Source organism: Selenomonas sp. GACV-9, assembly GCA_900116485.1.
GTDB classification, from domain to species: domain Bacteria; phylum Bacillota; class Negativicutes; order Selenomonadales; family Selenomonadaceae; genus Selenomonas_A; species Selenomonas_A ruminantium_G.
Map to the genome: position 1 here is coordinate 1 of FPAX01000010.1, position 13,999 is coordinate 13,999.

Consider the following 13,999-nt stretch of genomic DNA (forward strand, 5'->3'; position numbering starts at 1 on the left):
ATTCGGTATTAGCAGTCCTTTCGGACTGTTGTCCCCATCTTTGCGGCAGGTTGTCTACGCGTTACTCACCCGTTTGCCACTCGACTCTCAAAAGCAAGCTTTCAATCGTCTCGTTCGACTTGCATGTGTTAAGCACGCCGCCAGCGTTCGTCCTGAGCCAGGATCAAACTCTCCAATAAATCATATTGAAGAACTCAATCAAGCTCTCAATTATCATATGGTTCATAAATTACTGAAGTAATTTATGTAAGCGACTCACAAGCAATCAAGATTGCTGTTCGCTGCTTAAGAAATTGCCGATTGCTATGTTGTTCATACCAATCGATGTTTTTTAAAACATCTGGCTTAAATCATGTTGCATGATTTCATTTTACATTGTTTAGTTTTCAGAGAACAATCTCCGTCGCTCATTTCAGCGACTCATTTATTGTATCGCATCGATTTCTTTCTGTCAAGAACTTTTTAAATTCTTTTTCGGAAGCAACAGCTTCCAATCACTTGCCACTCAAGGCTTGCCGATTGTTTTCCGTTGCCGTATCTCTCAGCGACTTGTATTATGATACACGCCTTTTGCCGATATGTCAACACCCTTTTTATAAAAAACTCAAAAATAAATAAAAGGGGCCGTTTAGCCCCCTTCAATCAAAGCTGGATATTCGTGATAATGCGGCCAAGGCGTGTGCCGGAAAGCAGGTTCCACGTCCACTTGATGGCTACAGTAAGGTTCGTATGCGCACCAGCCAGGCGGATCAGATGAACAAACATCCAAGCACACCAAGCCATGAAACCCGTCATCTGCGGATTCATGCTCGTCTTGTTGACCACAGCCTCGCCACGGCCAATCGTCGCCATAGCACCAAGGTCTTTATACTGGAAATCAGCCAGGTCCTGCTGCCCATGGATGAGTTTCATGATATTATCATGGGCAACCTGTGCCTGCTGAGTAGCCACCGGTGCTACCGTCGGCAGCGGACGCTCTGTACCGTGCTGGAAGTGTGCGCAGTCGCCGATGGCAAAGACATCAGTGGCTCCCTCTACCTGCAATTTTTCATTGACGATGATACGGCCAGCGCGATCGACCTCACTGCCGCAGTTGGCAATGAACGGTACAGCTTTGACACCAGCAGCCCAAATGACTGTCTGCGTCGGGATCTCCCGGCCATCTTTCAGCTTGAGCGTCTTGCCATCGTAGTCAACGACCTGGGTATTGAGCATAACATTGACGCCCTTCTTGCGCAGGACTTTGACCGTATAATCGCGAAGATTCGGTGCCATCATCGGCAGGACGCTGTCCGTTGCCTCAATCAGGCTGACACTGACTTCGTCAAAATCTAGATTATGATATTCTTTCTTCTGGATGCCGATAAGCTCAGAGATTGCACCAGCCTCCTCGATGCCCGTCGGGCCGCCGCCGACAACGACAAAGCTCAGCATGCGGCGGCGAATCTCCTCATTGTCCTCATGCTTGTTGGCACGCTCAAACATATGGATGACATGGTTGCGGATATGGATAGCCTCCTGCAGCGTCTTCATGCCATAGGAATTCTTCTCGACATTGTCCATGCCGAAGAAGTTCGTCGTGGCACCAGCAGCCAGGATCAGATAATCATAAGCAATCTCGCCATGATTCGTCAGCAGCACTTTACGCTGCTGGTCAACGCCCTGGGCTTTGGCCATGAAGAATTCCACATTCTTGTTCTTGCGGAAGAACGTGCGGATAGGATAAGCGATCTCATCGGTAGAAAGGACTGCCGTCGACACCTGATACAACAGCGGCTGGAACAGATGAAAATTATGACGGTCCACCAGCATGACTTCCACGTCATCCTTTGCGAACAGTTTTGCCAGCTTTACACCACCAAAGCCAGCGCCAACAATTACAATACGAGGTTTCTTGTCTGCCATGATAAAGCCCTCCCAGCATCCATCAGCAAGATTACACAGTAGCTAATAAACGATAAAGTGAAAAAAATCACTTTAATTGCTAAAAATAAAAGACAATTCTTGGAGAACGTGTTTTTTTGAACTTACTCAGTTAGCGTCCAACCTTTGTTTGAATGTCTACGGGTACTATCATAACACGTTCTGAGACAAATGCAATAGGATATTTACATTTTTCTGTAAACTTATTATTGCATCCTATTTCTTTGTAAATTATCAGCTTATTCTGTCCTTTTTGATTTTCTTTGAACGTGAAAAGCGTAACAAAGTCAAATAAAAAAGATGCCAGGTTCCCCCGGCACCTTTCAGGATTGCTCCGGTCAAACGCAGCCGCTCAATAGCGTTTGCGTTTGACCGAAGATGGATATCCTAGTTGTTCGCGATATTTCATGACAGTCCGCCGCGACAGGTCCATCTGCCGCGCTTTGAGCAGTTCACAGAGCTTTTGGTCGCTGAGCGGCTTATGCGGATCCTCACCTTTGATCATTTCCTCGATTGCCGCCTTGGCCTGCACAGCCGCAAAGTCTTCCCCGCTGCCGTTTTTAGCCAGATTCGCCGTGAAGAAACGCCGCAAAGCCATAATGCCGTTGGGCAGCTGCACGTATTTATTGGCTACTGCCCGGCTGACCGTTGACTCATGGACACCAATCGCATCGGCAACGTCTTTCATCGTCATCGGCTGCAGGGCAGTCTTGCCCTGGGCCAAAAACTCCGGCTGACGCCGCAGGATTTCCTCCACCACATGGCGGATAGTCGTCCGCCGCTGCTCAATGCTGTTGATAAGCCAGGCTGCGGCGTTAAGACGCTGCGTGATATACTTGCGTGTCTTCTCATCGAATGACTCAGCATGCTGATACGCTGCCGAAATCCGCAGCTGCGGCACATAGTTATCATTGAAACTTATCCGGTAATCGCCATCAACCTCCTGCACGATGACATCCGGCGTTATAAAAGCCGCTATCTCACCGCCATAGGCAGCACCAGGTTTGGGATCCAAACGACGGACGATATCGACCGCCAGCTGGACCTCCTGCGGACGACAGTGCTCGGCCACCGCGATTTCCTTGATACGCGACTGGGCAACATCATCGAGATGCTTTTCAATGATTGCCGCCACGAGGCCCTCATAGATTCCCTGCCGCTGTGCCTGCAGGCGCAGGCACTCGGACAGGTCGCGGGCACCGACGCCAGCAGGATCGAAAGCCTGTACCTGCATGAGAACACTTTCCACCTCTGCTACCGTGGCCTGCATGGCCCGAGCAATCTCAGCCAGCGATACCACCAGATAGCCACGCTCATCAATCGAACCGACAATGAATGTAGCTATTGCCCGCTCCGTCACTGCGGTGAACGTAAACTTGACCTGTTCGAGCAGCTCGTCCTCCAGCGTCAGCATTTCTGCCTCAGCAGCCTCAAAGCTACGCTCCTGCTCATCGCCGAAGTATCCAGCCGAGCCATTATCCTCGCCCAGATAATCATTTAACCGTGACAAGGTGTCTGCCTGCAGCAGATTATCCTCTGCCGCAGGTGCTCCATCGCCATAATCCATTTCCAGCGCAGGATTCTCCAGATATTCTTTTTCGATCTCAGCCCGCAGATCCTGAGCGGAGAGCTGCAGGATCTGTATAGCCTGCTGCATCTTCATCGTCATCGCCAGATGCTGCGAGAGATTCATATTCAGTGATTGTTCTGCTTGCATAAAAAAGGGACTCCTTCGCTGGAAATATACCTTATTTCTGCGACATTGCTGCCGCTATGGCTGCGCCAAGGCCCGAACCACCATTTTCAAGGACCGTGTCGATCTCAGCCGCATCCTCGCCGAGGAGTTCCGAAAGAGCACGCATGATATTCTCCTTAGCCAGCGGCATCTTCTCATAGACCGAACCGTCGACGGCAATATGCTGTTTCTGCGGCTTGCCCTTGCCGGCCTGCTGCCAGATGATGCCGACAAAGGATGCCGTAACCAGGCGTGCCGAACGGACCACGAGAGCCGAGGCCAGCTGCTGGACGAGCTCGCAGTCTGCCAGCTCCAGCGTCTTGCCCGTCTTAGCGGCAACGATTTCAGCCACTTTCGCACGATCAGCGCTCTCATCGACAATGATATTGCTCATGTCGATGCTCGTGAAACCATAGGCCTTGCCTTTTTCGCCCAGCAGTTCGGCCATAGCCATACCGAAGAGCTCGCCCATGTAGCGGCCCGATACCATCTTCTCGAGACGCTGCTCGCCCGGTTTCTCCGAATTCTTGTCATATTCGACATCAAAACGGTTCGGCGCCAATTTCATGAAGCCGCCCGACTCGAGGTTCAGGATCATCGGCTCAGCCGCACTGTCAGCATACGGCTCAAGGTAGCAGGTATTATGTCCCGTCGCATAAATCGAGCCGATGTAGATATCCGGCTGCTTGTAGGCAGCGGCCAGCAGTACTGCGACCGTATCGTTGATGACAGCCGTCGGCTCAACATTGTCGATGCCCTGGCGATGCAGTGCTGCCTTGAGCAGGTCATTGACAACCTCACCCTCGACACCAGCCGTAGCAAACTCCTTCGTCCAGATGATGAGCTTGGCATTGTAGAGATCCGTCTGCTCCGATGGGAACGAGAACGTGTGGCCCAGCAGATACTTCGTCTCATGGTCACCTTCCACGGCTTCATCCACGAGCTCAGCGATAAAGTCAAACATCTGCTCAGCCGTCGAACCAGCACCGACAAAATCATAGACGCCCTCCACGCGCAGCGGTTTGGCCACTTTCTTGACTACCTCAAACTTGCCTGCGCCCTCAAGACGGATGCGCAGTACGCGCACGTTCGTACCACCGAAATCCAGGGCCAGATACTCGCCCGTCTCCTTGCCCGTCGGCAGGCCTACATAGGATTTGAGCATGCGCAGCGAAGACTCGTCAGGGTTTTCCAGCCCCTTGACCAGGTCATAGCGGAAATCAGCCGCAATCTCATGCAGCTGCTCGCCATTTACCGTGAATTCCCGGATGATGTCCTCAAATAGATTCTTGTCGAATGCCATGGTTACTGTCTCCTTTTACCTCTTGAATTTATAAGTCATTGCTGGTTTTCAGCAATTTCCTCCAGATATGCCCAGCGCTCCATAAGCTGCTCCAGCTCAGCCTGCAGCCGGCTTTCCTCTTTGCTCAGTTCGTTCAGCCGGCCATAGTCGGCTGCATTCTGCGCCATCTGCAGCTGCACGACCTTGAGCTCGCCTTCCTTGCTCGCGATGATGCCCTCGATTTCCGCATACTCCTTCTGTTCCTTGAAGGTAAGCTTTGGTTTCGCCTCTGTGCGCGGTGCACTGCGCGCCTGCCCTTTCACGGGCTGCACCTCCCGCACCGTTTCCTGCTGCTCAACCGCAGCTCTTGCTGCGAGCTTTTCCTTGTAGTAGGAATAGCCCCCCGCATACATAGTCAATGTGCCATCGTCTTCATAGGCAAAGACCTTCTCGGCCAGACGGTCGACAAAGAAACGGTCATGGGAAACGAATACGATAGCCCCGCGGAAATCATCGATGAAGGCCTCGAGCACCGCCATGGTCTCAAGGTCGAGATCATTGGTCGGCTCGTCTAAGAGCAGCACATTTGGCTCCTCCATGAGCACGCGCAAAAGATACAGCCGCCGTTTCTCGCCGCCCGACAGCCGGGAGATTGGTGTCCACTGCAGATTGCCGGGGAACAGGAACCGCTCCATCAGCTGTGACGCTGAGATCCGCGTACCATCTGCCAGCGTGATATGATGCGCTGCCTCCTGGATGTATTCGATGGCCCGCAAACGCTCGTCCATCTCGACGTTGCGCTGGGTGAAATAGCCGATCTTTACCGTCTGCCCGATGGTAACGGTACCGCTTGTGGGCTGCAAGCGGCCTGACAGGATGTTGAGCAGGGTAGACTTGCCCGTGCCGTTGGGGCCGAGTATGCCCACCCGGTCATTGCGCAGCAGCGTATACGAAAAATCCTTGATGATGATCTGCCCATCCACCTCATAATGCACATGGTCAAGCTCGATGACCGTGCGTCCCAGACGGCTGCCGGCAAGACCGATTTCCACCGTGCCCCGATCAAGGTCGACGCTTTGATTCTTGACTTCCTCATAGCGCTCGATGCGCGCCTTCTGCTTGGTCGAGCGCGCCTGTGCCCCGCGGCGGAGCCACTTGAGCTCGTTGCGCAGGAAATTCTGGCGTTTCTGCTCGCTGGCCTGCTCGCGCTCGATGCGCGCCGCCTTCTGCTCCAGGAAATCCGAGTAATTGCCGCTGTAAGTGTAGGCCTGGCCCTTGTCCAGCTCGAGAATCTTCGCCGCCGTATGATCGAGGAAATAACGGTCATGGGTGACCATCAGCACCGCGCACTTCTGCCCCTTGAGATACTCCTCGAGCCAGACGATCGTCTCACTGTCGAGATGGTTTGTCGGCTCGTCCAAAAGCAGCAGGTCGCAGGGCTGGATAAGCGCCGTTGCCAGGGCCAGCCGCTTCTGCTGACCGCCCGAGAGCGTGCCAGCCTTAGCCGTATAGTCGCCAATGCCCAATTTCGTCAGCACCGTCTTAGCCGCACTCTCGATCTGCCAACCGTCAAGCTCATCAATCTTGGCCGTATAGGTCATGATCTGCTGCTGGACGGCCTTATCCTCGGGATGTCTCGCCGCTTCAGCCAGCGCCAGCTCATAGCCGCGCAAGGCCTGCATGAGCGGGGTCATGCCGCGGAACACTTCCATCAGGACCGTGTTTTCCGGATCAAAGACCTTGTCCTGCGCCAGATACTCGATGCGCAGGCCCTTCATCGTAATCATCGTACCCTCGTCCACTGGCGTAAGCCCGGCAATCGCCTTGAGGAATGTCGACTTGCCTGTACCATTGATGCCGACGATGCCGACCTTGTCCCCTTCATCCATGCTGAAATTTACCCCTTGGAAAAGCTGTTTTTCTCCATAGCTCTTGGCAAAATTCTCGATTGTAATTATCATGCAATAATCTTCCTAACTTACAACAGGCTCTTTCATTATAATTGTTTTGGCATGAAAAACCTAGTACAAAGGCCGTAACTTGTTACAACACGCCAAATCAAACGATTTCTTCATGCGCCTCGGTCAAGGGATTCGCCAGTTTCACGAGCACCCGCGTAATCCGCGCGCCGTCGACTTCCTCGACAAACAGCAGATTGCCGGCGGCGGCGGCCATCTGCCCCACCTGCGGCTCACCACCAAGCTGGTCGTAGAGCCAGCCGCCGACGCTGTCCACATCCTCATCCTCAATCTCAATCTCGAGGATGTCTGCCAGTTCCTCCAACAGCATCTTGGCATCGACCGAGTAGACGTGATTGCCACGGTCTTCTGCCGTCGGCCGCTCCTCGTCAAACTCATCCTGGATGTCGCCGACGATTTCCTCGACGATATCTTCGATAGTCACCATGCCAGCCGTGCCGCCGAACTCATCGACGACAATGGCCAGCTGTGAATGGCTGCCCTGCATCGTCTTCAGGAGCACGTTGACATCCATGCTCTCTGGCACGACAAGGGCCTTGCGAGCCAGTTTGCGCAAATTCGGTTTCCTGCCCTCCACCATCATTTTCATGAGGTCCTTGACATGCAGGAACCCGATGATATGATCCTTGTCCTCACGGCAGATGGGGTAACGCGTCAGCTGCTCCTCCATGATAATCTCCAGATTGTCCTCAAAGCTGTCCTCGAGGTAGAGCACCACCATATCGGTACGCGGCGTCATGATCTCACGGACATTGAGCTCTGTGAAATCAAAGACATTGTCGACGAAATTCGCCTCAGTATCATCGATAAGCCCCTGCCGGTGGCTCTCCTCCATGAGCAGGCGGATCTCTTCTTCAGTATGAGCATTCTCCCCCTCAGTTGCCGCCTCAAAGCCCATGCGCTGCGTGACCCAGTTGGCCACATGATTGAGCAGCCAGACAAACGGATACATGATCTTGTGGAAGATCAGCATCGGCAGGGCGACGGACAACATGATTTTCTCGACGCTCTGGATGGCCATGGTCTTTGGCGTGAGCTCGCCGAGGATGATATGACCGGCCGTGATGATAGAAAAGGCAATCACCAGCGAAATCGTATGACCAATCGCTGCATCAAGGCCCAGCACCTGCGTGACTGGCAGGATCAAGGTGGCCACAGCCGGCTCGCCAACCCAGCCAAGGCCCAAAGAGGCCAGCGTGATGCCCAGCTGCGTAACCGAAAGCGAAGCATCGAGATGATCCGTCAGCCGTTTGGCGTAAACCGCCCGCCGGCTGCCCTCCTGAATCAACGTTTCCAGACGCGATGGCCGTATCTTGACGCAAGCGAACTCCGCTGCGACAAAAAAACCGTTCATGAAAATCAGGAATACAACCAGTACTAACTGCAATAGTATCGGCACGATATCCAAGATAAATTTCCCTCCTGCTTACTGTTTGACTGGCTTTGCCATCTTATCCTTCGGCAAGCCCTTTTGCTGATAGGCCCTATAAGGGCGCTGTTTCTGTTTCTTTTTCTTATCCTTGCCCGCCGGCGCTTTTTTCGCCTTCTTGAGGGGCTTGAAGGCTATGTCGAGACGCTTTTCGAGCTGCTCGAGCTTATAAGCCTCCTTGATATCGGCTAGCGTTATGACCGCACCCTTGGCGCCGGCTCTTGCCGTGCGGCCAGCCCGGTGCTGATAGACCTGCGCATCCTCGGGCAGATCTAGATTGAATACATAGTCCACGCCATCGATATCGAGCCCGCGCGCGGCAAGGTCCGTCGACAGCAGCAGCTGGATGCGGCCCTTCTTGAGATCGGCAATGGCCTTCTGCCGCGCCTGCTTGTTACTGTGGCCCAGCAGGGACTCCGCGCGGATGCCATCATAGCGCAGGCGTGCCAGTGTCTTTTCCGCATCGTAGACGCGGTTGATGAATACGAGCCCGCGCTTTACCCCCAGATTGCGCGTGAGCTTGCGCACATTCTCGATCTTGTCACGGAACGGCGTCATGAGGTAATAATCTTCCCGGGCCGCCATGACCTCAGGATCGGCCTCGATGACGATGTGCTCAGGATGCTCGAGGAAATCTGCGCGCTCCAGCGCCTTTTTCGGTGCCGTTGCCGAGAACAGGATGACCTGACGCTCCTTGGGCAGCAGGCGCACAGCATCGGCTGTATTCTGCAGGTTCTGATCATCAAGCAAGCGGTCGAATTCGTCAAGCACCAGCAGCTTTACCTGCTGCAGCTTGAGCTTGCCTTTGCGCGCCAGCTCGATGATGCGGCCGGCAGAGCCAACGATCAGCTGCGGTTTCTCCTTGAGCTTATCGATCTGGCGGGCGATATTGGCCCCGCCGATGAGCCCCTGTACCTTGATGCCCAGGGCAGCTGCCTGGCTGAGGTCGCGGGCAACATTGGCAATCTGCATGGCCAGCTCATATGTCGGTGCCAGGATCACCACCTGGGCCTGCCGCAGCTCCGGATCGATCTGCTGCAATGCCGGCAGAAGATATGCCAGAGTCTTGCCCGTGCCCGTCGGCGCCTGGCCGATGATATTGCTGCCTGCCAGCACCTTGGCAATGGTCTTTTCCTGAATCGCCATCGGCGCAGCAATGCCCTGTTTGCCCAGAGCATCTGCCAGCGCCGCATTTATGCCTAACTCTTTGAATGTTGTCATTTATTCTCCTTTTGAAGCCTCTTATATGACAGGCTTTCCCTTCTCATCATCAAATGTTGCCGTGCACCGCGGATAATTCGTGCAGCCCCAGAACGTACCGTTCTTGCCGCGTATCTGCCGCAGATGGCCCTCACGGCAGCGCGGGCAGAGATATTTATCCTTATCCTTACTATCTTTCGCCTTTACAGCTGTATTTTCCTCCATGTGCTCCATGGGGCTGGCCGAGTATTTGGGCTTATCGGCCCAGTTCTGCCAGCTTTTTTTCTGCTGCTGTGGCGGCACATAGTTCTGCATGGCATCAGCCATGCTGGCCTCATAATCGGCCGCCGAGAACAGGGAGTTCAGATCCTCCATATCCTGGGCCGACGGGGCCGCATACGACTGGGCCGAATACACCGGCGTCGGCGGCGCACTATAGCTTTCCGCAGCTGCCGGACGGCCGTAGCGCGGACTGCTGTCCTGCCGTGCCATTGCCGAGGCCGATACGGCCGCCGGTGCCATAGCGCGCGGGCTGCGAGCCAGCCGCGACTGTGCGTCGGCCATGTCCGGCTTGCCATCTTTATCGTTGCAGGTCATGCGGCACTTCGGATAGTTCGAGCAACCCCAGAAGATACCATTCTTGCCCTTGCGCTGCAAGAGCACGCCTTGATGGCAACGCGGGCAGACATTCTCGCCCTTGACCTCCATGCGCGCGTTGCCCGCCTTGCCGCAGAGACGCCGCGTGAACTCGACCTGTCCTTTGAGGAATTCCTCGAGGGAGCCATCGCCCTCCGACATCGAATGAAGCTTATCCTCCCAGATAGCCGTCGAATCCGGATATGTCATCTCGTCAGGCAGGGCATCGACCAGCAGGAATGCCGCGGGCGTCGGGCTCAGGTATTTCTTCTTGCCCTTAGCCGTCATGAACTTGCGCTTGATCAGATCATCGATGATCGTCGCCCGCGTCGCCTCCGTGCCGATGCCATAGACATCCTTGAGCTGTTTCTTGGCCTCGGGATTCTTGACGTATTTATGGATTTCCTTCATGCCGGCCAAGAGTGTCGACGGCGTGAACCGCACCGGCGGCTTGGTCGCCCGCTGCGTGATATCGCCCCCCGACCAGTCGACGCCGTCCTTCTTCTTCATGGCAGGCAGCGTCTTATCGCTCTCGTCCTCTTCCTTATTCTCATCTTCCTCATCGGACTTCTTGCGCTTGGACTGGTACATCTCTTTCCAGCCAAGCTCCCGCTCCGTGCGGCCACTGGCCGTGAACAATTCGTCCTTATAGGTGACCTCGACCTTCGTCTGGTCATAGGTGTGGACTGGATAGAACTGCGCGATATAGCCGCGCGCGATCAGATGATACAGATTGCGCTCCTCCGCCGTCATCGTCAGCACATTGGCCTGGACCGTTGTCGGGATGATTGCATGGTGGGCCGATATCTTCTTGTCGTTCCACGCTCGGCTCTTGATCTTCCTATCCGCTTTCGGTGCCCAGGCTGCCACCTCAGCATCACCAGCAGCAGCAAGATTCTGAAGGATCTTGCCCGCATCGCCGAACTGGTTCGTCGGCAGATACTCGCAATCCGAACGCGGATACGTCGTGAGCTTCTTCTCGTAAAGCTTCTGGGCCGTATCGAGCACAAGCTGCGGTGCATAGCCATACATCTTGCCCGCCAGCACCTGCAACGTCGACAGCGAAAAGGGCAGCGGCTGCGGCTCCTGTTTCTTCGTCTTCTGATAGGCCGTGATTACGCCCGCATGCGGCATCTCTTGGAAGAACGCCAGCTTGTCTTCAGCTATCTGCTTGTCGATCAGACGGTTCTCGCTGTCGAGGCCCGCCATCGTATCCTTAGGCTTCCACTGCGCCTGGAACGAACCATTGGCATGAGCAAAGGTACCCTTGATTGTGTAGTAATCAACAGGCTTGAAATTCTCGATCTCGCGCTCGCGGCGCACGACCAGTGCCAGCGTCGGCGTCTTGACGCGACCGATTGGCAGCACGAGCTTATCATGCCCGGCCCGGCGTGCCGCCAGCGTATAGGCGCGCGACAGGTTCATGCCGATCAGCCAGTCAGCGCGCGCACGCGCCAGAGCCGACTGTTTGAGATTGAAGAAATCCTTGTTCTCGCGCAGGCTGCTGTTGGCCTTCTTGATACTCGTCTCATCCAGGGCATTGAGCAGGATGCGCTTGACCGGTTTCGTCGTGCCGATATAGTCCAGCACCTCATCGACGAGCAGCTGTCCCTCACGATCTGGGTCACCGCCATGAACGATCTCATCGGCCTTCTCAATCAGTGATTTGACGATGGCAAACTGCTTCTCGCAGTTCTTGTCCACAAACAATTTCCACTGGTCAGGGATGATTGGCAGATCTTCGGCCCGCCATCGCTTGTACTGCGGATTATATTCATCCGGCTCAGCCTGCCGCAGGATATGACCGAATAGCCAAGTCACGATGCCATCGCGCGTCTCCAGATAGCCATCGTGACGCACCACCGGGCCAGTCAGGCACTTAGCCAGTTCCCGTCCGACACTCGGTTTCTCGGCAATATATAAACGCAAAATAAAACTCCTCTTTCTCAAGCAAAAAACAGCCGCCACAAGCCATAGACAATGAGCCCGATCCAGGCGAGCACGAACAGTGATGCCGCAATAAGCACCGCCGGCATATAACGCGTGGCCTGGTCGGCGCGGGTCTCCGCATATCGACGCACATGCGAGGGCAGCAGATTCGTCAAGCCGCAGATAACTGTCGGCACGATGACCGCATCATCGATAAGGCCGGCAAATGGCACGGCATCGGGAATGATGTCCACAGGACTCACGAGATACAGGAGGGCAAAGGCAAGTATCCCCTTGATGCGGCCCGGCGTATCACGATGACGCAATGCCATAAGCAGCACAATCAGATCATAGCGGAACACTTTCAAGAAACTCAGGAATCTTCGCATCTTCATCCTCCTCATAACGGCCTTTTCTTCTATATAATATAGAACCATTGTATCATTTCTACCTGCTGATGAAAAGAACGAATGGAATGAGTATACTATTTTTTTATAACTGTTGACTTTGTTATGCCGTCTTGTTATAATTTATTTACAAATTTACAATCAAGAATAGTTCTCTCTATCTATCAGGAGGTATCGATATGGCAAAAAAAACATTCCCACTGAACAAAGCCCAGCTGCAGGAAATTATCGCCAAATATCCCACGCCGTTCCATATTTATGATGAACACGCCATCCGCGAGAACATCCGCGCTCTGCAGAAAGCCTTTGCCTGGGCACCATCCTTCCGCGAGCAGTTCGCCGTCAAGGCACTGCCCAACCCGCGCATCGTGCAGATCCTGCATGAGGAAGGCGCTGGCACCGACTGCAGCAGCCTTGCAGAGCTGCTGCTCTCCGACATCGCTGGCGTGAAGGGCGAGGAAATCCTTTTGACCTCCAACGATACCCCTGCCGACGAATTCCAGAAAGCCATCGAACTCGGCGCCATCATCAACCTCGACGACATCAGCCATATCGAATACCTCGAGAAGAATGCCGGCCTGCCGAAGATCCTCTGTTTCCGCTACAATCCTGGCGATCTTATTGAGGGCAATGACATCATCGGCAAACCGACCGAGGCAAAATACGGCCTGACCCGCGACCAGCTGTTTGAGGCCTATAAAATGGCCCAGGACAAGGGCGTACGCCGTTTCGGTCTCCATACGATGGTCGCCTCGAACGAGCGCCGCACCGAGGCCTTCCTGTTCACGGCCAAGCTGATGTTCACACTGGCTGTGGAACTCAAGCAGAAACTCGGCATCCATGTCGAGTTCGTCAATCTCGGCGGCGGTTTCGGCATCCCCTACGAGCCCGATCAGCAGCCGCTGAACCTCATGGAAATCGGCGAAGGCATCCATCAGCTCTACGATGAGATGATGGTTCCCAACGGACTCGGCGACGTCGGTCTCATGACCGAAAGCGGCCGTGCCATGACCGGCCCTGCCGGCTGGCTCGTCTCGACAGTGCTGCATGAGAAGAAGACTTACAAAGACTACATCGGCCTTGACTCCTGCATGGCCAATCTCATGCGCCCGGCCCTCTACGGTGCCTACCACCATATCACGATTGCCGGCAAAGAAAATGAGCCCTGCGACCATCTCTATGATGTCACGGGCTCGCTCTGCGAAAACAATGATAAATTCGCCATCGACCGCAAACTGCCCAAGATCGACATCGGCGACCTCGTGATCATCCACGATACCGGTGCCCACGGCAGTGCTATGGGGTTCAACTACAACGGCAAGCTCTGGTGCGCCGAGCTGTTGCTGCGTGAAGACGGCAGCATCGAGCTCATCCGCCGCGCCCAGACCATCGACGACTATTTCGCCACACTGAAATATCCAGGCTCACTGGTAAAATAATTGCTTCTATAGCCAAAAACTGCTCAATCCCAAAGTATTG

The 13,999-nt window shown here is 54.4% G+C and carries 9 protein-coding genes and 1 rRNA gene; 1 reads left to right on the forward strand and 9 read right to left on the reverse strand.

Annotated features, from left to right (window positions below; genetic code table 11):
• The 9 genes from BM322_RS09040 to BM322_RS09080 form a co-directional block, all read right to left on the reverse strand.
• Positions 1-179: ribosomal RNA gene (locus BM322_RS09040) — 16S ribosomal RNA — on the reverse strand; the annotation flags it as partial.
• 463 nt (positions 180-642) lie between these two features.
• Positions 643-1,905: an NAD(P)/FAD-dependent oxidoreductase gene (locus BM322_RS09045; protein ID WP_075429807.1), complete on the reverse strand. Its 1,263-nt coding sequence runs from the start codon at positions 1,903-1,905 to the stop codon at positions 643-645.
• 370 nt (positions 1,906-2,275) lie between these two features.
• On the reverse strand, positions 2,276-3,640 hold the full coding sequence (gene rpoN / locus BM322_RS09050; RefSeq protein ID WP_075429809.1) for an RNA polymerase factor sigma-54: 1,365 nt from the start codon (positions 3,638-3,640) through the stop codon (positions 2,276-2,278).
• 31 nt (positions 3,641-3,671) lie between these two features.
• On the reverse strand, positions 3,672-4,961 hold the full coding sequence (locus BM322_RS09055; RefSeq protein ID WP_075429811.1) for a hexokinase family protein: 1,290 nt from the start codon (positions 4,959-4,961) through the stop codon (positions 3,672-3,674).
• 35 nt (positions 4,962-4,996) lie between these two features.
• The gene (locus BM322_RS09060) at positions 4,997-6,901 is read right to left on the reverse strand and encodes an ABC-F family ATP-binding cassette domain-containing protein (protein ID WP_075429813.1); all 1,905 of its coding nucleotides are present in this window, start codon (positions 6,899-6,901) and stop codon (positions 4,997-4,999) included.
• Positions 6,902-6,998: 97 nt separating this feature from the next.
• Positions 6,999-8,327, reverse strand: coding sequence for a hemolysin family protein (locus tag BM322_RS09065; RefSeq protein WP_075429815.1), 1,329 nt, complete (start codon positions 8,325-8,327; stop codon positions 6,999-7,001).
• 18 nt (positions 8,328-8,345) lie between these two features.
• A complete protein-coding gene (locus tag BM322_RS09070) occupies positions 8,346-9,569 on the reverse strand; it encodes a DEAD/DEAH box helicase (RefSeq protein ID WP_075429817.1) in 1,224 nt (407 codons plus the stop codon).
• 21 nt (positions 9,570-9,590) lie between these two features.
• Complete coding sequence (locus BM322_RS09075) at positions 9,591-12,113, reverse strand: DNA topoisomerase 3 (RefSeq protein ID WP_075429819.1); 2,523 nt, start codon at positions 12,111-12,113, stop codon at positions 9,591-9,593.
• A gap of 17 nt (positions 12,114-12,130) precedes the next feature.
• Entirely contained in the window at positions 12,131-12,502 is a 372-nt protein-coding gene (locus BM322_RS09080) for a YkvA family protein (protein WP_075429821.1), read from the reverse strand.
• Between the two features lie 197 nt (positions 12,503-12,699).
• Between BM322_RS09080 and BM322_RS09085 the strand changes: the two genes are divergently transcribed.
• Positions 12,700-13,959: a diaminopimelate decarboxylase gene (locus tag BM322_RS09085; protein ID WP_075429824.1), complete on the forward strand. Its 1,260-nt coding sequence runs from the start codon at positions 12,700-12,702 to the stop codon at positions 13,957-13,959.
• Positions 13,960-13,999: the final 40 nt, after the last annotated feature.

Bases quoted from the DNA above. Each gene is read 5' to 3' on its own strand.
- BM322_RS09045 (WP_075429807.1), bottom strand. From the start codon at position 1,905: ATGGCAGACAAGAAACCTCGTATTGTAATTGTTGGCGCTGGCTTTGGT.
- rpoN (WP_075429809.1), bottom strand. From the start codon at position 3,640: ATGCAAGCAGAACAATCACTGAATATGAATCTCTCGCAGCATCTGGCG.
- BM322_RS09055 (WP_075429811.1), bottom strand. From the start codon at position 4,961: ATGGCATTCGACAAGAATCTATTTGAGGACATCATCCGGGAATTCACG.
- BM322_RS09060 (WP_075429813.1), bottom strand. From the start codon at position 6,901: ATGATAATTACAATCGAGAATTTTGCCAAGAGCTATGGAGAAAAACAG.
- BM322_RS09070 (WP_075429817.1), bottom strand. From the start codon at position 9,569: ATGACAACATTCAAAGAGTTAGGCATAAATGCGGCGCTGGCAGATGCT.
- BM322_RS09080 (WP_075429821.1), bottom strand. From the start codon at position 12,502: ATGCGAAGATTCCTGAGTTTCTTGAAAGTGTTCCGCTATGATCTGATT.
- BM322_RS09085 (WP_075429824.1), top strand. From the start codon at position 12,700: ATGGCAAAAAAAACATTCCCACTGAACAAAGCCCAGCTGCAGGAAATT.